The following is a 17,985-nucleotide window of genomic DNA, read 5'->3' as shown; positions in this document are numbered from 1 at the left end:
GGCCTCCGTGGCCGAGCACCGGTCGATGCAGCGAGCCGCCCTGCTGGACGCGGCTCGGTCCCTGCTGTCCGAGGGCGGGACGGAGGCGCTGACCTTCCCGGCCCTCGCCGAGCGGACGGGGCTGGCGCGGTCGTCCGTGTACGAGTACTTCCGCTCGCGGGCCGCCGTGGTCGAGGAGCTGTGCGAGGTCGACTTCCCCGTCTGGGCGGCGGAGGTCGCGTCGGCGATGGAGCGGGCGCCGTCGGCCGAGGGCAAGGTCGAGGCGTATGTGCGGCAGCAGCTGGCGCTGGTCGGGGACCGGCGGCACCGGGCTGTGGTGGCCATCTCGGCGAGCGAGCTGGACGCGGGGGCGCGGGAGAAGATCCGGGCCGCGCACGGGGGGCTGGTCGCGATGGTCGTCGAGGCGTTGGGGGACATGGGGCACGGGCAGCCTCGGCTGGCGGCGATGTTGCTGCAGGGGGTTGTGGATGCGGCTGTGCGGCGGATCGAGTTGGGTGCCGCTGAGGATCCTTCTGTGGTGACGGACGCTGCGGTGGCTATGGCTCTGCGGGGTGTGAGGGGCTGACGTCGGCTGCGGCTGCGGCTGCGGCTGCGGCTGGGCGGGGGTGGGGTCGCTTGCCCGCGCTTGCGGGGTGCCTCCCCCACTCTCGGCTTCGCTCGAGCGGGGGACCCCCATCGCCCACCCGTGCCGCCCCTAGCGGCACGACTGCCCGCAGCTAAGTAAGTACCGGCAGCAGTCTCGACGGACCCCTCTGCAGGAGCCACGGCGGTAGCAAGGACAAGGGGTCCAGGTAGGTCTCGCCGCTGAGCAGGCCCCAGTGCACGCATGTGTCGGAGCAGTGTGACCCCGTTGCCTCGACCGTGCCCATCGTCTCGCCCGCCCCCACCGCGTCCCCCTTTCGCACCGACGGGCTGACCGGCTCGTATGTCGTACGCAGGTTCGTCCCCGTCAGTTGGAGCGACACCACGCCACGCCCGGCCACGCGGCCCGCGAAGGTCACCCGGCCGGCCGCTACCGCTCGTACCGGGGCACCGGGTGGTGCGGCCAGGTCGACGCCCCGGTGGCCGGGGCCGTACACCGTCGCCGGGGGCTGCCAGCCCCTTAGCACCAGTGGGCGGACGCCCACCGGCCAGGTGCGGGCGATGGCCGGAACCGGTGCCTCACGGGCCGGTGGGGGCAGGGCGGCCCAGGCCGGGGGAGCCGGCGCCGTCGCCGCCGAGACCAGCAGCAAGACCGCCCACACGCCCACGCATCGCATCACTCGTCGCATGCGAGAACCCTCCCGCACCCCCGCCGATCATGGCCGGGATCTGTGGACTACTCACCGGTTGTGGAGAGCGGCGTCACCCGGTGCCTCGTCGGTCCCGTACACTTCTTCTGGCGATCCGGGTCACCGGGTCGACTTCGCACGCCCCGACATCTGGTGATCACAAGCCGGTGTCAGCGCCTCTCGGTCCTTGTGGCACGGCGCAGGTGGGCGTCAGGCGCGGGAGCCGTCCGGCATCCGCGGCACAACCGAGAACTTCAAGGAGATACGGCCATGGCCGTCGTCACGATGCGGGAGCTGCTGGAGAGCGGCGTCCACTTCGGTCACCAGACCCGTCGCTGGAACCCGAAGATGAAGCGCTTCATCTTCACCGAGCGCAACGGCATCTACATCATCGACCTGCTCCAGTCGCTGTCGTACATCGACCGCGCCTACGAGTTCGTCAAGGAGACCGTCGCCCACGGCGGCACGGTCATGTTCGTCGGCACGAAGAAGCAGGCGCAGGAGGCCATCGCCGAGCAGGCCACCCGCGTCGGCATGCCCTTCGTCAACCAGCGCTGGCTGGGCGGCATGCTCACCAACTTCTCGACCGTCTACAAGCGTCTGCAGCGCCTCAAGGAGCTCGAGCAGATCGACTTCGAGGACGTCGCCGCGTCCGGTCTGACCAAGAAGGAGCTTCTCGTGCTCTCGCGCGAGAAGGCCAAGCTGGAGAAGACCCTCGGTGGTATCCGCGAGATGCAGAAGGTGCCCAGCGCCGTCTGGATCGTGGACACCAAGAAGGAGCACATCGCGGTCGGTGAGGCCCGGAAGCTCAACATCCCGGTCGTCGCCATCCTCGACACCAACTGCGACCCCGACGAGGTCGACTACAAGATCCCGGGCAACGACGACGCGATCCGCTCCGTCACCCTGCTCACCCGTGTGATCGCCGACGCCGTCGCCGAGGGCCTCATCGCCCGTTCCGGCGTCGCCACCGGCGACAAGGGCGAGAAGGCCGCGGGCGAGCCGCTCGCCGAGTGGGAGCGCGACCTGCTCGAGGGTGAGAAGAAGGACGAGGCTCCGGCCGCCGAGGCTCCGGCTGCCGAGGCTCCCGCTGCCGAGGCTCCGGCCGAGGCTGCTCCGGCCGCCGAGGCCGCTCCCGCCGAGGCCCCCGCGGCCGAGGCCGAGACGGCCACCGAGGGCGAGCAGGCCTGACGTCAGTGTTGACGGCGGGGGCGGCGACATGAAGTCCGCCCCCGCTGTTCACCTGTAGGTCGACACGCCGTCCGCGGTCCACGTTCACATGTGGACCGCAGACCGTACCGATCTCCGATCTCCCAAGACTTCGAGAAAGACTCACAGACTCATGGCGAACTACACCGCCGCCGACGTCAAGAAGCTCCGTGAGCTGACCGGCGCCGGCATGATGGACTGCAAGAAGGCGCTGGACGAGGCCGAGGGCAACGTCGAGAAGGCCGTCGAGGCGCTGCGAATCAAGGGCCAGAAGGGCGTCGCCAAGCGCGAGGGCCGCTCCGCCGAGAACGGCGCCGTGGTCTCCATCATCGCCGACGACAACTCCTCCGGTGTCCTGGTCGAGCTGAAGTGCGAGACGGACTTCGTCGCCAAGGGCGACAAGTTCCAGGCCGTCGCCACGGCGATCGCCGAGCACGTCGCCAAGAGCTCCCCGGCCGACCTCGAGGCCCTGCTCGCCTCCGAGATCGAGGCCGGCAAGACCGTCCAGGCGTTCGTGGACGAGGCCAACGCCAACCTCGGCGAGAAGATCGTCCTGGACCGCTTCGCGCAGTTCGCCGACGGCTTCGTGCTGGCCTACATGCACCGCACGATGCCCGACCTGCCCCCGCAGATCGGTGTCCTCGTCGAGCTGGACAAGCCGAACGCCGAGGTCGCCAAGGGCATCGCCCAGCACATCGCCGCCTTCGCGCCGAAGTACCTCTCCAAGGAGGACGTGCCGGCCGAGGTCGTCGAGACCGAGCGCCGCGTCGCCGAGGAGACCACCCGCGCCGAGGGCAAGCCCGAGGCCGCGATCGCCAAGATCGTCGAGGGTCGCGTCAACGGCTTCTTCAAGGACGCCACGCTGCTCGGCCAGCCCTACGCGCTGGACAACAAGAAGTCGGTCCAGAAGGTGCTGGACGAGGCCGGTGTCACCCTGAAGCGCTTCACGCGCATCAAGGTCGGCATCTGAGTCCGTACCACGATCGGCGCGCGACCCGAGGAGAATTCTCGATAGGGTCGACAGCAGTCGTCCGCGCACACCGCCACACCCAGGCACGTGGCGGACGGCAGCAGATCTGACGAGGAGGCCATTGCCGCGCATGGGAGCGAAAAGCGACCCCACCGGCAATGGCCTTCTTCGTATGTGCAACACGTGAAAGAGGCGGGATCTCCATGACCACCAAGGCCCAGAAGAGCGACGACGGCAAAGTACGCGGCCGGTTTCTGCTGAAGCTGTCCGGAGAGGCCTTCTCCGGTGGCGGGGGCCTGGGCGTGGACCCGGACGTGGTGCACAAGATCGCCCGCGAGATCGCGGCTGTCGTCCGGGACGGCGCCGAGATCGCGGTCGTCATCGGCGGCGGCAACTTCTTCCGGGGCGCCGAACTCCAGCAGCGCGGCATGGACCGCGCCCGCTCCGACTACATGGGCATGCTCGGCACCGTGATGAACTGCCTCGCCCTCCAGGACTTCCTGGAGAAGGAGGGCATCGACAGCCGGGTGCAGACCGCCATCACCATGGGGCAGGTCGCCGAGCCGTACATCCCGCTGCGCGCCGTGCGCCACCTGGAGAAGGGCCGCGTGGTCATCTTCGGCGCCGGTATGGGCATGCCGTACTTCTCCACCGACACCACCGCCGCCCAGCGTGCCCTGGAGATCGACGCCGAGGCACTGCTCATGGGGAAGAACGGCGTGGACGGGGTCTACGACTCCGACCCCAAGACCAACCCCGACGCCGTCAAGTTCGACGCCCTCGGCTACGGCGAGGTCATCACCCGCGACCTCAAGGTCGCCGACGCCACCGCGATCACGCTGTGCCGCGACAACAAGCTGCCGATTCTCGTGTTCGAGCTGCTGGCGGAGGGCAATATCGCGCGGGCCGTCAAGGGTGAGAAGATCGGCACGCTGGTGGGTGACCAGGACAGCCGGGCCTGACCGGCACCCCCGTCACCCGGGGTAGGCCACCTGTCCGGGGGACGGACGGGAAGCACCCTGGCCGGGGGATGGACAATGTCCTGCCGGTCGGGAACCGTGCAGGAAGAAGACGCGACGCAGCCGGCCGCCGCTCCGACGAGGAACCGCAGCCGGGCCTTACTCAAGACACGCAGGAGCAAGTGGTGATCGAAGAGACCCTCCTCGAGGCCGAGGAGAAGATGGAGAAGGCCGTCGTGGTCGCCAAGGAGGACTTCGCCGCGATCCGCACCGGCCGTGCGCACCCGGCGATGTTCAACAAGATCGTGGCCGACTACTACGGTGCGCTGACGCCGATCAACCAGCTGGCCTCGTTCTCCGTGCCGGAGCCGCGCATGGCGGTCGTGACCCCGTTCGACAAGACCGCCCTGCGCAACATCGAGCAGGCGATCCGCGACTCCGACCTGGGCGTCAACCCGAGCAACGACGGCAACATCATCCGTGTGGTGTTCCCGGAGCTCACCGAGGAGCGTCGTCGCGACTACATCAAGGTCGCCAAGGCCAAGGCCGAGGACTCCCGGGTCTCCATCCGCTCCGTGCGCCGCAAGGCCAAGGACGCCCTCGACAAGGCGGTCAAGGACGGCGACATCGGCGAGGACGAGGGCCGCCGTGCGGAGAAGGAGCTGGACGACACCACCCACAAGTACGTGGCGCAGGTGGACGAGCTCCTGAAGCACAAGGAAGCGGAGCTGCTCGAAGTCTGATGAACGACTCTTCCTGGGGGGCACCGCCGTCGGCGGGGCAGGCCGGGTACTGGGGGCCCACCGAGGGTGGGCCTGTCCAGGGGGCTGCCCCGGCGGGTCCCGCGTACGATGCGCCTGAGGCGCAGCACACTCGCCCCATGCCCATCGTGCCCGACGTACCCGCGTATGGCGGAGACCAGGACAACGACCGGGGGGCCGCTCGGCTGGGCGGTCCCTTGTTCCGAGACGAGACGTTCCAAGGCGACACGTTCCACAACGGCGCGTTCCGCAACGACTCCTTCCGCAGCGACGCGTTCCCCGACGACACGTTCCGAGCCGACACGCAGAATCCGGAGCCCATGCCCGACGCCCCGCAGCCGGCGCCAGCGCCGCAGAAGAAGAGCGCGGGCCGTGACCTGAGCGCGGCCATAGGGGTCGGTGTCGGGCTCGGTGTGCTGATCATCGCGTCCTTGTTCATCTACAAGGCCGTGTTCGTCGGTGTGGTCGCGGTCGCCGTGGTCGTGGGCCTGTGGGAGCTGACCAGCAGGCTGCAGGAGCGCAAGGCCATCAAGGCGCCGCTCGTGCCGCTCGCGGTCGGCGGTGCGGCGATGGTGGTCGCCGGGTACGTGCGGGGTGCCGAGGGCGCCTGGGTCGCCATGGCCCTGACGGCGCTGGCTGTCCTGGTCTGGCGCATGACCGAACCGCCGGAGGGCTATCTCAAGGACGTCACGGCCGGCGTCTTCGCGGCGTTCTACGTGCCGTTCCTGGCGACGTTCGTCGCCATGATGCTCACCGCCGCCGACGGCCCCTGGCGCGTCCTCACCTTCCTGCTCCTGACGGTCGTCAGCGACACCGGTGCGTACGCGGTCGGCTGGCGCTTCGGCAAGCACAAGCTCGCCCCGCGCATCAGCCCCGGCAAGACCCGCGAGGGCCTGCTCGGCGCGGTGCTGTTCGCGATGGTCGCGGGTGCGCTGTGCATGCAGTTCCTGATCGACGACGGCAGCTGGTGGCAGGGCCTGCTGCTGGGCCTCGCGGTCGCGGCCAGCGCCACCCTGGGCGACCTCGGCGAGTCCATGATCAAGCGCGACCTGGGGATCAAGGACATGGGCACCTTGCTTCCCGGGCACGGCGGCATCATGGACCGGCTGGACTCGCTGCTGCCTACGGCTCCGGTGGTGTGGCTCCTCCTGGTGATTTTCGTGGGGAGCGGCTGACCCGCGCTATGACTTCCGGGCCTCGTCCTGAACACAGGGCGGGGCCCGTTGTCGTACCCGACGGGGGCCCGTTCGGTCTCGGCCGCCTAGCCGTCCGAATCCTCGGAGTCGTCGGAGTCGTCGGCGTCCCAGTCCGGCAATGGCCGGCCCGTGGTCGAGGTGATCTCCAGGACCGTGCAGCCCATGAGGCGTACGGCGGCGAAGAGGCGGTCGCGGGCCTGCGTGCGAGCTTCGGGCGGGAAGGAGACGCGGATCTGGTGGGGGTGGGAGCGGTCGTAGGTGAGGTGCCAGTCGGTGTCGACGGTCGCGAAGTGGTCCTGGCCGTGGACACCGTCCTCGTCCTGCCACGATCCCCGGTCCTCGGTCGGCGCCAGCACGTCCCGGAGTATGCGCAGCCGTTCGGTGTACGGCCGGGGGCCCTCGGACAGGCGCAGGCACCGGTGCAGCCGGGGCCGGAAGGCGTTGAACCAGGGCGCCAGGTCCGGCTCCATGTCGGCCAGGACCGCGGAGCGTACCTGTCGCGTCACCCAGCCCTCGACGAACCCGGCCGCACCCGGTCCGAACTCCTCCCGCTGCCGGACGCCCCGGCCCCGGATGACCACCGGCCACTCCTCGGGGTCCCCCTCGGTACGCCAGCACAGCCGGTCGGCGTCCATCGTGGTGCCCCAGACCAGCAGGCCGTCGTGCCACTCCGGGCCGTTGTGGGGGCTCGTGCCGAAGGGTGTGCGCAGGTACAGGTAGTCGCAGAACTCACCCCACCCGTACGTCTCCACCAGCAGCTTGTAGTCACCGGGCAGCCGTACCCCGAGCCGCGCCTCCACCTCGGACCAGTCCCCGCGGGCGTCGACCGGGTCGGCCGGCGGTGGCACGGCCCGGACCAGGGCGTTCAGGCCCGTCACGGCAGATCGACCCGGCGCAGCGCCGTCGCGGCCGGCTCACCGGTACGGCGGGCGTACGCCATCCGCTCGCGCACCTCGCGCAGCGTGCGCGGCCGGTAGCCCGGGCCGCCGCAGCAGCTCTTGTGGAAACCGACGCCCGCGTTCAGCAGGACGGTGAGCGTCCGCCAGGCGGCTCTGTCCCGCTTCGGGGGCGCCGCGAAGGCCGAGCCCGCGTACGTCAGCGCACCCGTGCAGCGCGGGCAGGTCCGCTCCCGCCAGGGGTCGTAGCACTGCTTGTACGAGACCCGGCAGGACAGACAGACGTACGACGTCTTGGCGGCAGGCATGCGGCCAGACTAGGGAGGCCCGGGAGCCCGGCCAAGCCGGTTTCCGGCACCCGGCCCCGAGAATGATCGCGTCATCTTTCCCGGATGCCTTCGGGAATTCACATGGTTCGCTCAGGCGTTGGGGCGCTTTCCGTGGTTGGCCTTCTTCTTCTTGCGGCCGCGTCGCTTGTTCCCTCGCTTGGCCATGGTGCACATCTCCCTGATTCGGAACTCTTCATTCAGTCTAGATTCGGCCCGGGACGTCGGCATCAGCGTCGGCTTCCTCGAACCGGTGCTATCAAGGTTGTATGGAAGTATTTTCCGGGCGCTCTCGGGGTCCGGAACGTCATCCGCCCGTCGGGGGCTCGCGCGCACGTCGCGCTTCTCTGCTGGACCTGCGCAGTGCGGCCGGTCAGGTGTTCCTTCTCCAGGTCGTGATCGTGGTCCTGCTGGTCGTGGCCGCGGTGGGGGCCATGGTGCTCCAGGCGGCAAGTGACGCCTTGCAGCAGGGGCGCAGGGAGTCGATCATCGCGGCGCAGTCGTTCGCGAGTGCTCCTGGCGTGGCCGAGGCGCTGCAGAGCCCGGATCCGACGGCGGTGCTCCAGCCTCGGGCCGAGGAGGCACGGAAGCGCGCGGGCGTGGACTTCGTCATCGCCATGAACACGGACGGGATTCGCTATACGTATCCCTACCCGCGGGAGATCGGGAAGAAGTTCGTCGGCACCATCGAACCGGCGCTGAAGGGCCGTACCGTCGTCGAGCAGGCCGGCGGGCCGCCGCTGCCCGCGGGCAAGGGGACGGACGTGCAGGCGGTGGTCCCGGTGACCGACGCGCACGGCAAGGTGGTCGGCCTGGTCTCCGCCGGAATCACGGTCAGGAACGTGGCGGTGCTGTGGCTGCCGGAGCTGCCGATCATCCTGGGCAGCGGTGCGGCCGCGCTGGCGCTGGCCGTGACGGGAACGACGCTGGTGTCCCGGCGGCTGCGGCGGCAGACGTACGGCATGGCCCCGGCGGAGCTGGCGGAGCTGTACAAGCACCACGACGCGGTCCTGCACGCGGTGCGGGAAGGAGTGTTGATCACCGACGCCGACGGACGACTGCTGCTGGCCAACGACGAGGCGACACGGCTGCTCGGACTGCCGGCGGACGTGCGGGGGCGCCCGGTGCGGGAGCTGGGACTGCCGGAGCCGATCACGCGTCTGCTGTCGTCGCCGGAGGCAGCCACTGATGAGGTCCGTCTCGCGGGGGACCGGTTGCTGGTGGTGAACAAGCGGCCGACGTACCCGCAGGCCGACCCGGAGGGCAGCGTGGTGACTCTGCGGGACACCACGGAGCTGGCGGCGGTCTCGGGGCGGGCCGAGGTCGCGCGGGTGCGGCTGAAGCTGCTGTACAAGGCCGGGGTGGGAATCGGGACCACGCTGGATGTGGAGCGTACGGCCCAGGAGCTGGCCGACGTGGCGGTGCCGCAGTTCGCCGACCTCGTGACGGTGGACCTGCTCGAGGCGGTGCTGCGGGGGTGGGAGCCCACGGCGGAGGGCTGGCGGCATCTGCGCCGGGCGGCGATCGGCGGCGACCGGCGGATGATTCCGGTGTATCCGCTGGGCCAGATGATCTCGTTCTCGCGCCTGACGCCGCAGATGCGGGCGCTCCAGGAGCAGCGGGTGATGCTCGAGGCGGACCTGCGGCAGGCACAGGGCTGGCGGGAACAGGATCCGGAGCGTGCCAGGAGGGCCCTGGAGTCCGGGCTGCGTTCGCTGGTGGCCGTGCCGCTGCAGGCGCGGAACGTACCGCTGGGCGTGGCGAACTTCTACCGGACGGCGGATTCCCCGGCGTTCGAGCCGGACGATCTCACCTTCGCGGAGGAACTGGCCGCGCGGGCGGCGGTGGCCATCGACAACGCCAGAAGGTTCACCCGGGAGCACGCGATGGCGGTGACGTTGCAGCGCAGTCTGCTGCCGCGGAGGCAACCGGAGCAGGACGCGCTGGAGGTGGCCTGGCGGTATCTGCCCGGGGAGGCGGGGGTGGGCGGGGACTGGTTCGACGTCATCCCGCTTCCGGGCGCCCGTGTGGCTCTGGTGATGGGTGACGTCGTCGGTCACGGGCTGCACGCGGCGGCGACGATGGGCCGGCTGCGCACCGCCGTGCACAACTTCTCCACCCTGGACCTGCCGGTGGACGAGGTGCTCGGGAACCTGGACGACCTGGTCGTCCGCATGGACAACGAGGAGCACACGGGGGACGCCGGAGAGGGCCACGAGGGGGAAGGCGTGACCGGGGCGACCTGCCTCTACGCGGTCTACGACCCGGTGACGGAGGCCTGCACGATGGCTCGTGCGGGGCATCCGGAGCCGGTGGTGGTGCGCCCGGACGGGACGGTCACCTGTGCTGACGTGCCGGCCTCGGCGCCGCTCGGCCTGGGCGGCTACCCCTTCGAGACCGTGGAACTGTCCCTGCCGGAGGGTTCGCAACTGGTGCTGTACACCGACGGCCTCGTGGAGGACCGTACCCAGGACATCGACGTCGGGATGGAGCGGCTGCGCCGGGCGTTGGGTGGGTCCGGGGGCCGCACGCCGGAGGAGACGTGTCAGGCGGTGATCGACTCGTTGAAGCCGTCACACTCCTCCGACGACATCGCGCTGTTGACGGCACGTACCCGGAGGTTCCCGCGCTCGGGTGTGGCCATGTGGGACGTGCCGCCGGACCCGGCGGTGGTTCCCTCGGTGCGGGCGCGCTGCCGGGAGACGTTGCTGGAGTGGGGGCTGGAGGAGACCGCATTCGCCACGGAGCTGATCGTCAGCGAGTTGGTCACGAACGCGGTCCGGTACGGCTCGCCGCCGGTCAGCGTACGGCTGCTCCACGGACGCTGTCTGATGTGCGAGGTGTCGGACGGAAGCGGTACCTCGCCGCGCATGCGGCGGGCGGCGACCACCGACGAAGGCGGGCGGGGGCTGTTCCTGGTGGCGCAGTTCGCCCAGCGATGGGGGACGCGGTACACCACGCACGGCAAGGTCATCTGGACGGAGCAGCTTCTCGAGGACGGCGCATCCGCCGCCCTGGGCCTCGCCCCGGTCGACTTTCTTCTCGACCAGTTCGATGATCCTGGCCTGTGAATCAGGGCGTGCATGCCGTGCTCACGAGCGGACTCGTGCTTGCCGTCCGCCCCGGCCTCCGCGATCAAGCCCCGGCTGCGCTCCGCTCCGCCGGGCGAATCCGTCCGGGTATTTCTGACGTGTCGTCAACTCTGGCTTCGCTGTGACTGAGGCTCGGTAATCCAAGGTAGCCGCAGTAGCTGCGGGCCCGAACCGTTCTGCGCCATGCATCGTGTGTGGCAGAAGGCCCGAGAAAGGCCTGACGTTATGACACGCGACAGAGTCATGCCCAGGATCAGTACCTCGGCTTCCGAGCGGACCGGTGCCTCCCTCCGCCGTACCGTCCTGGCAGCCGCGGCGGTGGTGCTGTCCACAGCCGGTGTCACGCCCGCCCTGGCCACGGCCGCTCATGCGCAGACCCCCTACTGCGGCACCAACACGGCCGACAACAGCACAACGGGAATCACGGCCACCCAGAACGGCAACACCGTCACCTGCACCTACACCGTCAGTGGCAACGCAGGCGGCGAATTCACCTTCACCCCACCCAGCGGTGTCAGCCAACTCGACAACATCACCGCCACCGGTGCTCCGGGCGGCGACCTGCTCGGCACCGGCGGCAAGGGCGGCACCGTCACAGCCACCGCCCTCGGCGTCACCACGGGGCTGCCCCTGTACTTCGAGATCGGAGGCGCCGGCGGGATGGCCAACAACACCGGCGGCTACAACGGCGGCGGCGGCTCCGACACGAGTGGCAGCGGGGGCGGAGGTGCTACGAGCGTGCAAACGTGTGCCGCCAAGGCGGGCAGTGCCTGCACGAGCCTTTATGGCACCACAAGCGAGCCCCGCCTTCTCGTTGCCAGTGGCGGCGGAGCGGCGGCCGTCGCCGGCGGAGGCAACGGCAGCGGCCCAGGAGGCGCTGGCGCATTGGGCGGTGGACCAGGCAGCACCGGGGGCGGCTTCAACAGCCCGGGTGGTGCCGGTGGCACAGGAGTCACCCCAGGTTCCGCTCCGGGCGCCGGCAGCAGTGCCAGCCCTGACACGGCCGGCGGTGGAGGGGGCGGCGGCGCCACCAGTGGTGGTGGCGGTGGCGGCGGCTCCACCGGGGGCGGCGGCGGAGTTCACCCCAGTGGCAATGGAGCTTCTGGGGGCGCCGGTGCCGGCGGCGCCGGGGTCGTACAAGGAGGTGGCGGTGGCGGCGGCTACTTCGGCGGGGGAGGCGCCGGCAACGGCGGGGGCGGTGGTGCGGGATCGTCGTTCGCATCGGCCGCCGTGTCCGGCGCGGTTGCAACCGCCGACACCACCGGGGTCCCGACCTTCACCCTCTCCTACACGGTGGCGGCCCCGCCCACGTGCGCGAACGTCACCTCGGCCAACCCACAAGGGTTCAACATCATCACCGGTACCAACCGCTCCGACACCCTCAACGGAACCCCCGGCCCCGACGCGATCTTCGGTCTCGGCGGCAACGACGCCATCAACGGACTCGGCGGCAACGACCTGCTGTGCGGCGGTGACGGCAACGACCTTCTCAACGGCGGTGACGGAAACGACCGTATCGAGGGCGGCAACGGCAACGACGCCATCAACGGCAACGCCGGCGACGACACCCTCCACGGGGATGCGGGCAACGACGCCATCCTCGGCGGCACCGGCAATGACAACAGCTTCGGCGAAGCCGGCAACGACAGCCTCAACGGCCAGCAGGGCACCAACACCAATGACGGCGGCCCGGGCCACAACACCTGTGTGAACCCCAGCCGCGGACAAACCGGCGCAACCAACTGCTGAACAGCTACTGCCGTCCCCGCTCGATACCGTCGTGTGAACCCACGGTGACATCGCTGCCACGACGGTTTTCAAGATCGCGTCTATTGGGTCATGAGTAGAAGTTCGCCCAGTACTCGTCGTGACTCTTGGTGAAGTCGGCCGGACGTTCCCGTCGCAGCACCTCGTAGCGTGCGACGTAGGCGTCGAGGGCTTCATGCAGAGAGCAGCCGAGGTGATCGCGTAGCGTCTTTATCCCGAGGACGATCCGCCCAGCGACGATCGTGTCGTCGGCCACGCCCGCATCCGTCTCGCTATCGTCAGGACCCATAGGGTGATCACACCCCACCTCCACAGCCAGGTCAACGCGTTATCCCGCGCCCTCTCCGGGCCGTCCCTGGGCCGTCCGACGCCGCTCAGTGACGACCGGTGACGCCTACTGACGGCAGTCGTAGCGAGCGACCCCCTCAGGTCACCCGATTGGATCTGCGACACTGGTACAGCCATGCCTAAGCCCGGAGAACTCACTTTCGTCGCCCCGCGCGGAGCCAAGAAGCCGCCGCGGCACCTTGCCGATCTCACGCCTGCCCAGCGCAAGGACGCGGTGGCCGAGATCGGCGAGAAGCCGTTTCGCGCCAAGCAGCTCTCGCAGCACTACTTCGCGCGGTACGCGCACGACCCCGAGCAGTGGACCGACATCCCGGCCGGCTCGCGGGACAGGCTGCGTGAGGCGCTGTTCCCGGAGCTGATGACCGTCGTGCGGCATCTGTCGACCGACCAGGGGGACACGCGCAAGACGCTGTGGCGGCTGTTCGACGGCACGCTCGTGGAGTCGGTGCTGATGCGGTACCCGGACCGGGTGACCATGTGCATCAGCTCACAGGCCGGGTGTGGGATGAACTGTCCCTTCTGTGCCACTGGGCAGGCGGGGCTCGACCGGAATCTGTCGACCGCCGAGATCGTCCATCAGATCGTCGACGGGATGCGGGCGCTGCGGGACGGTGAGGTTCCCGGTGGGCCGGCACGGCTGTCCAACATCGTCTTCATGGGGATGGGCGAGCCGCTCGCCAACTACAACCGGGTCGTCGGAGCCATCCGCGCGCTCACCGATCCCGCGCCGGACGGGCTAGGGCTCTCGCAGCGCGGGATCACCGTGTCGACGGTCGGGCTCGTGCCCGCCATCCACCGGTTCGCCGACGAGGGCTTCAAGTGCCGGCTCGCGGTCTCCCTGCACGCCCCCGACGACGAACTGCGCGACACCCTCGTCCCCGTGAACACGCGCTGGAAGGTGCGTGAGGTGCTGGACGCCGGGTTCGAGTACGTCGAGAAGTCCGGGCGCCGGCTGTCGATCGAGTATGCGCTCATCCGCGACATCAACGACCAGGCCTGGCGCGGTGACCGGCTCGGACGGCTGCTCAAGGGCAAGCCCGTGCACGTCAATCTCATCCCGCTGAACCCGACGCCGGGGTCCAAGTGGACCGCCTCGCGGCCCGAGGACGAGAAGGCGTTCGTCGAGGCGATCGCCGCCCATGGCGTGCCGGTCACCATCAGGGATACGCGGGGGCAGGAGATCGACGGGGCTTGTGGTCAGCTCGCGGCCACCGAGCGGTAATCTGGCCACGTCAATCACATCTTCATATTCCGACAGGGGAGCGCCACAGCGCTGAGAGTGCGGCAAGCGGGCCGCAGACCCTCTGAACCTCGCCCAGGTCATTCTGGGTAGGAAGTTCGGTCACCACTCATGCTGTTGCGCCCTGCCCGGATCCTTCCCCGAAGGACCGGGCGGGGCCGCGTTCTTCCTGGCCAACCCCAGGAGGACACTCACGTGCACACCAAGACCCTCGTGGCCGCGGCGGTCGGCCTCGGCCTGCTCACCTTGTCCGCGTGCGGATCGACGGACACCAAGGGCTCCGCGGACTCCAAGACCGTCACCCTCGTCAGCCACGACTCGTGGGCCGTCTCGAAGAACGTGCTCAAGGACTTCGAGAAGCAGTCCGGGTACAAGGTCAGGGTCCTGAAGGGCGGCGACGCGGGCCAGGCCGTCAACAAGGCGATCCTGACCAAGGACAACCCGCAGGGCGACGTCTTCTTCGGCGTCGACAACACGCTGCTGTCCCGGGCCCTCGACAACGGTCTCTTCCAGCCGTACGAGGCGAAGGGCCTCGGCACCGTCGGCGCCGCCTACCAGCTCGACCAGGACAAGCACCGGGTCACGCCCATCGACTACGGCGACATCTGCGTCAACTACGACAAGGCGTACTTCAGCGAGCACAAGCTGACCCCGCCGCAGACCTTCGCCGACCTGGCCAAGCCCGCGTACAAGAACCTCCTCGTCACCGAGAACGCGGCCACCTCCTCGCCCGGCCTCGGCTTCCTGCTCGGCAGCGCCGCGCAGTACGGCGACAACGGCTGGCAGGGCTACTGGAACAAGCTCAAGGCCAACGGCGTCAAGGTCGTCGACGGCTGGGAGCAGGCCTACTACCAGGAGTTCTCCGGGTCGTCGGAGGGCAAGAAGGCGGGGGGTGACCGGCCGCTCGTCGTGTCGTACGCCTCCTCCCCGCCCGCCGAGGTGATCTACGCCAAGAAGCGGCCCAGCACCGCCCCGACCGGTGTGGCCACCGGCACCTGCTTCCGGCAGATCGAGTTCGCCGGGCTGCTGAGCAACGCGAAGAACACCAAGGGCGGCAAGGCGTTCATCGACTTCCTGCTCTCCAAGGAGTTCCAGCAGGACATGCCGCTGAACATGTTCGTGTACCCGGTGGTGAAGGGCGCCGCGGTGCCCGCCGACTTCACCGAGTACGGGCCGGCCGCCAAGGACCCCGAGACCATGGCCCCCGCCAAGATCGCCGCCAACCGCGACCAGTGGGTCAAGTCGTGGACGTCACTCGTACTGAAGTAGCCACGAGACGGACGCGCGGGAGCGCGGCGCGGCTGGGGCTCATGGCCCTGCCCGTCGCGTTCTTCGCCGTCTTCTTCGCCTGGCCCGTCGCCGCGATCGTCGCGCGCGGGTTGAAGGTCGACGGCGTCTGGCAGTTCGGGCGGATGGCGGACGTCGTCACCCAGCCCGACATCCGGCACGTGCTGTGGTTCACCACCTGGCAGGCGCTCGCCTCCACCGCGCTCACCCTGCTGCTCGCCCTGCCCGCCGCCTACGTCTTCGCCCGCCTGGACTTCCCCGGCAGACAGCTGCTGCGGGCCGTCGTCACGGTCCCCTTCGTGCTGCCGACCGTCGTCGTCGGTACCGCGTTCCTCGCGCTCGTCGGCCGCGGCGGGCTCCTCGACGACCTGTGGGGCGTACGGCTCGACACCACCGTGTGGGCGATCCTGCTGGCGCACGTCTTCTTCAACTACGCGGTCGTCGTCCGCACGGTCGGCGGCCTGTGGGCCCAGCTCGACCCCCGGCAGGAGCAGGCCGCCCGGATGCTCGGCGCGTCCGCGCTGCGGGCCTGGCGGAAGGTGACGCTCCCCGCCCTCGCACCCGCCGTGGCCGCCGCCGCGCTGATGGTGTTCCTGTTCACCTTCACCTCCTTCGGCGTGGTGCAGATCCTCGGCGGGCCCACCTTCTCCACCCTCGAAGTGGAGATCTACCGCCAGACCTCAGAGGTCTTCGACCTGTCCACGGCCGCCGTCCTCACCCTCGTCCAGTTCGTCGCGGTGGGCGCGATCCTCGCCGTGCACGCCTGGACGGTACGGCGGCGGGAGACCGCCCTGCGGCTCGTCGACCCGAAGGTGACCGCCCGCCGGCCGCGCGGCGCCGGGCAGTGGGCGCTGCTCGCCGGGGTCCTGGTCACCATCGCCCTGCTGCTGGTTCTGCCGCTCGCGGTGCTCGTACAGCGCTCCCTCGACGCGCCCGGCTTCGGCTACTACCGCGCCCTGACCGACGCCGACGGCGGCACCTTCCTCGTCGCGCCGCTGCACGCCGTGTGGACCTCCCTGGAGTACGCCGTCGCCGCCACCGCCGTCGCCGTGCTGATCGGAGGTCTCGCCGCGGCAGCGCTGGCCCGCCGGGACGCGGGCCGGCTGATGCGCGGCTTCGACGCGCTGCTGATGCTGCCGCTCGGCGTCTCCGCGGTGACGGTCGGCTTCGGCTTCCTCATCTCGCTGGACAAGCCCCCGCTGGACCTGCGCCAGTCCTGGATCCTCGTCCCGCTCGCGCAGGCGCTGGTGGGCGCCCCCTTCGTCGTACGGACCATGCTGCCCGTGCTGCGGGCGGTGGACGGACGGCTCAGGGAGGCGGCGGCCGTGCTCGGGGCCTCGCCCTGGCGGGTGTGGCGGGAGGTCGACCTGCCGCTGGTGCGGCGGGCGCTGCTGATCGCGGCCGGGTTCGCGTTCGCCGTCTCCCTCGGGGAGTTCGGGGCGACCGTGTTCATCGCCCGGCCCGACAACCCGACGCTCCCGGTCGCCGTGGCCCGGCTGCTGAGCCGGCCCGGGGACCTCAACTACGGGCAGGCGATGGCCCTGTCGACGATTCTGATGGTGGTCTGCGCGGCCGCGCTGCTGGTCCTGGAGCGGCTGCGCACCGACCGGACGGGGGAGTTCTGATGCTGCTGAGCCTCGCGGCCGCGACCGTGCGCTTCGGCGGGCGGCCGGTGCTCGACACGGTCGACCTCGACGTCGCCGAGCACGAGGTGGTGTGCGTGCTCGGGCCCAGCGGCAGCGGAAAGTCGACGCTGCTCAGGGCGGTGGCCGGGCTGCAGCCCCTGGACTCCGGGCGGGTGCTGCTCGACGGCCGGGACCAGGCGGGCGTGCCCGCGCACCGGCGGGGCGTCGGGCTGATGTTCCAGGACCACCAGCTCTTCCCGCAGCGGGACGTCGGCGGCAACGTGGCCTTCGGGCTGCGCATGCACGGCGTGCCGAAGGGCGGACGGGACGCGGAGGTCGGGCAGTTGCTGGAGCTGGTCGGGCTGCCGGGCGCCGCCGGGCGGGCCGTCGCCGGGCTGTCCGGCGGCGAGCAGCAGCGCGTGGCCCTCGCCCGGGCGCTCGCACCCCGGCCCCGGCTGCTCATGCTGGACGAACCCCTCGGCCAGCTCGACCGCTCGCTGCGCGAACGCCTGGTGGTCGAACTCCGCGAACTGTTCGGCCGGTTGGGTACGACCGTGCTCGCGGTCACCCACGACCAGGGCGAGGCCTTCGCACTGGCCGACCGGGTGGTGGTGATGCGGGACGGGCGGATCGCCCAGTCCGGGACGCCGCTGGAGGTCTGGCAGCGGCCCGCCGACGAGTTCGTGGCGCGCTTCCTCGGCTTCGACAACGTGGTCCCGGCGACCGTCGCCGACACGGCGGCGGACACCCCCTGGGGCAAGCTGCCCGTGCCCGACGGTTCGCCCCAGGGCGGCCGCCCGCTGCTGGTCCGGCCCGCCGGGGTCCGGCTCGTCGCGTCCGACGAGGGCCTGCCCTGCACGGTGACCGCCCGCACCTTCAAGGGCACCCATGTGACCGTCCACCTCCGGCCCCGGGACGGCGGCCCGCGCCTGGAGGCGGCCTGCGCACTCCGGGACGCGCCGGAGGCCGGGGCGGAGGTGGGAGTCGAGTTCGACGTGGCCGAAATCGTCGTGCTCGGCTGATCACCCCGCGCCTAGG

The 17,985-nt window shown here is 70.3% G+C and carries 17 protein-coding genes; 12 read left to right on the top strand and 5 right to left on the bottom strand.

Annotated features, from left to right (window positions below):
• The first annotated feature begins 7 nt into the window (after positions 1 to 7).
• Complete coding sequence (locus tag BEK98_RS33425) at positions 8 to 565, top strand: TetR/AcrR family transcriptional regulator (protein ID WP_094220491.1); 558 nt, start codon at positions 8 to 10, stop codon at positions 563 to 565.
• Between the two features lie 151 nt (positions 566 to 716).
• Here BEK98_RS33425 and BEK98_RS33420 read toward each other — a convergent pair whose 3' ends face one another.
• The gene (locus BEK98_RS33420; protein ID WP_094220490.1) at positions 717 to 1,271 is read right to left on the bottom strand and encodes a murein hydrolase activator EnvC family protein; all 555 of its coding nucleotides are present in this window, start codon (positions 1,269 to 1,271) and stop codon (positions 717 to 719) included.
• A 270-nt stretch (positions 1,272 to 1,541) separates the two neighbouring features.
• Here BEK98_RS33420 and rpsB point away from each other — a divergent pair, with 270 nt between their 5' ends.
• The 5 genes from rpsB to BEK98_RS33395 all read left to right on the top strand — a co-directional run bounded on the left by rpsB (position 1,542) and on the right by BEK98_RS33395 (position 6,345).
• Complete coding sequence (rpsB, locus tag BEK98_RS33415; RefSeq protein WP_094220489.1) at positions 1,542 to 2,462, top strand: 30S ribosomal protein S2; 921 nt, start codon at positions 1,542 to 1,544, stop codon at positions 2,460 to 2,462.
• A gap of 151 nt (positions 2,463 to 2,613) precedes the next feature.
• Positions 2,614 to 3,450: a translation elongation factor Ts gene (tsf, locus tag BEK98_RS33410; RefSeq protein ID WP_094220488.1), complete on the top strand. Its 837-nt coding sequence runs from the start codon at positions 2,614 to 2,616 to the stop codon at positions 3,448 to 3,450.
• 203 nt (positions 3,451 to 3,653) lie between these two features.
• Positions 3,654 to 4,412 carry a UMP kinase gene (gene pyrH / locus BEK98_RS33405; RefSeq protein WP_094220487.1) on the top strand — a complete coding sequence of 253 codons (759 nt, stop codon included), beginning with the start codon at positions 3,654 to 3,656 and terminating at the stop codon, positions 4,410 to 4,412.
• Between the two features lie 182 nt (positions 4,413 to 4,594).
• Positions 4,595 to 5,152: a ribosome recycling factor gene (gene frr / locus BEK98_RS33400; protein WP_094220486.1), complete on the top strand. Its 558-nt coding sequence runs from the start codon at positions 4,595 to 4,597 to the stop codon at positions 5,150 to 5,152.
• Positions 5,152 to 6,345 carry a phosphatidate cytidylyltransferase gene (locus BEK98_RS33395; RefSeq protein WP_094220485.1) on the top strand — a complete coding sequence of 398 codons (1,194 nt, stop codon included), beginning with the start codon at positions 5,152 to 5,154 and terminating at the stop codon, positions 6,343 to 6,345. The genes frr and BEK98_RS33395 overlap by 1 nt, the downstream gene beginning before the upstream one ends.
• Before the next feature lie 86 nt (positions 6,346 to 6,431).
• Here BEK98_RS33395 and BEK98_RS33390 read toward each other — a convergent pair whose 3' ends face one another.
• The 3 genes from BEK98_RS33390 to BEK98_RS51375 all read right to left on the bottom strand — a co-directional run bounded on the left by BEK98_RS33390 (position 6,432) and on the right by BEK98_RS51375 (position 7,756).
• Positions 6,432 to 7,244, bottom strand: coding sequence for an SMI1/KNR4 family protein (locus BEK98_RS33390; protein ID WP_094220484.1), 813 nt, complete (start codon positions 7,242 to 7,244; stop codon positions 6,432 to 6,434).
• Positions 7,241 to 7,570, bottom strand: coding sequence for a deoxyxylulose-5-phosphate synthase (locus BEK98_RS33385; RefSeq protein ID WP_094220483.1), 330 nt, complete (start codon positions 7,568 to 7,570; stop codon positions 7,241 to 7,243). Before BEK98_RS33385 ends, BEK98_RS33390 begins: the two co-directional genes overlap by 4 nt.
• A 111-nt stretch (positions 7,571 to 7,681) precedes the next feature.
• A complete protein-coding gene (locus BEK98_RS51375) occupies positions 7,682 to 7,756 on the bottom strand; it encodes a 50S ribosomal protein bL37 (RefSeq protein WP_099504217.1) in 75 nt (24 codons plus the stop codon).
• Between the two features lie 101 nt (positions 7,757 to 7,857).
• Between BEK98_RS51375 and BEK98_RS33380 the strand changes: the two genes are divergently transcribed.
• Together BEK98_RS33380 and BEK98_RS50990 are read left to right on the top strand one after the other, a co-directional pair.
• On the top strand, positions 7,858 to 10,659 hold the full coding sequence (locus BEK98_RS33380; protein ID WP_094220482.1) for a SpoIIE family protein phosphatase: 2,802 nt from the start codon (positions 7,858 to 7,860) through the stop codon (positions 10,657 to 10,659).
• Between the two features lie 264 nt (positions 10,660 to 10,923).
• Positions 10,924 to 12,429 carry a calcium-binding protein gene (locus BEK98_RS50990; protein ID WP_167444314.1) on the top strand — a complete coding sequence of 502 codons (1,506 nt, stop codon included), beginning with the start codon at positions 10,924 to 10,926 and terminating at the stop codon, positions 12,427 to 12,429.
• A gap of 88 nt (positions 12,430 to 12,517) precedes the next feature.
• On the opposite strand, the gene BEK98_RS33365 is transcribed toward BEK98_RS50990, so the two are convergent.
• Complete coding sequence (locus tag BEK98_RS33365) at positions 12,518 to 12,703, bottom strand: hypothetical protein (protein ID WP_094220481.1); 186 nt, start codon at positions 12,701 to 12,703, stop codon at positions 12,518 to 12,520.
• Between the two features lie 207 nt (positions 12,704 to 12,910).
• Here BEK98_RS33365 and rlmN point away from each other — a divergent pair, with 207 nt between their 5' ends.
• The 4 genes from rlmN (at position 12,911) to BEK98_RS33345 (ending at position 17,969) form a co-directional block, all read left to right on the top strand.
• Complete coding sequence (gene rlmN, locus BEK98_RS33360; RefSeq protein WP_094220480.1) at positions 12,911 to 14,017, top strand: dual-specificity RNA methyltransferase RlmN; 1,107 nt, start codon at positions 12,911 to 12,913, stop codon at positions 14,015 to 14,017.
• A 213-nt stretch (positions 14,018 to 14,230) separates the two neighbouring features.
• A complete protein-coding gene (locus BEK98_RS33355) occupies positions 14,231 to 15,304 on the top strand; it encodes a thiamine ABC transporter substrate-binding protein (RefSeq protein WP_094220479.1) in 1,074 nt (357 codons plus the stop codon).
• A gap of 41 nt (positions 15,305 to 15,345) precedes the next feature.
• Complete coding sequence (locus BEK98_RS33350) at positions 15,346 to 16,947, top strand: ABC transporter permease (protein WP_094220478.1); 1,602 nt, start codon at positions 15,346 to 15,348, stop codon at positions 16,945 to 16,947.
• Positions 16,947 to 17,969, top strand: a complete 1,023-nt coding sequence (locus BEK98_RS33345; protein ID WP_094220477.1) for an ABC transporter ATP-binding protein — start codon at positions 16,947 to 16,949, stop codon at positions 17,967 to 17,969. Before BEK98_RS33350 ends, BEK98_RS33345 begins: the two co-directional genes overlap by 1 nt.
• Positions 17,970 to 17,985 lie beyond the last annotated feature (16 nt).

Source organism: Streptomyces diastatochromogenes, assembly GCF_002242805.1.
GTDB lineage: Bacteria > Actinomycetota > Actinomycetes > Streptomycetales > Streptomycetaceae > Streptomyces > Streptomyces diastatochromogenes.
The sequence above is the reverse complement of the archived record's forward strand: the minus strand, read 5'-3'. Positions and strand labels throughout refer to the sequence as shown.

Bases quoted from the DNA above. Each gene is read 5' to 3' on its own strand.
- BEK98_RS33420 (WP_094220490.1), bottom strand. From the start codon at position 1,271: ATGCGACGAGTGATGCGATGCGTGGGCGTGTGGGCGGTCTTGCTGCTG.
- rpsB (WP_094220489.1), top strand. From the start codon at position 1,542: ATGGCCGTCGTCACGATGCGGGAGCTGCTGGAGAGCGGCGTCCACTTC.
- tsf (WP_094220488.1), top strand. From the start codon at position 2,614: ATGGCGAACTACACCGCCGCCGACGTCAAGAAGCTCCGTGAGCTGACC.
- pyrH (WP_094220487.1), top strand. From the start codon at position 3,654: ATGACCACCAAGGCCCAGAAGAGCGACGACGGCAAAGTACGCGGCCGG.
- BEK98_RS33395 (WP_094220485.1), top strand. From the start codon at position 5,152: ATGAACGACTCTTCCTGGGGGGCACCGCCGTCGGCGGGGCAGGCCGGG.
- BEK98_RS33385 (WP_094220483.1), bottom strand. From the start codon at position 7,570: ATGCCTGCCGCCAAGACGTCGTACGTCTGTCTGTCCTGCCGGGTCTCG.
- BEK98_RS33380 (WP_094220482.1), top strand. From the start codon at position 7,858: ATGGAAGTATTTTCCGGGCGCTCTCGGGGTCCGGAACGTCATCCGCCC.
- BEK98_RS50990 (WP_167444314.1), top strand. From the start codon at position 10,924: ATGCCCAGGATCAGTACCTCGGCTTCCGAGCGGACCGGTGCCTCCCTC.
- rlmN (WP_094220480.1), top strand. From the start codon at position 12,911: ATGCCTAAGCCCGGAGAACTCACTTTCGTCGCCCCGCGCGGAGCCAAG.
- BEK98_RS33350 (WP_094220478.1), top strand. From the start codon at position 15,346: ATGGCCCTGCCCGTCGCGTTCTTCGCCGTCTTCTTCGCCTGGCCCGTC.
- BEK98_RS33345 (WP_094220477.1), top strand. From the start codon at position 16,947: ATGCTGCTGAGCCTCGCGGCCGCGACCGTGCGCTTCGGCGGGCGGCCG.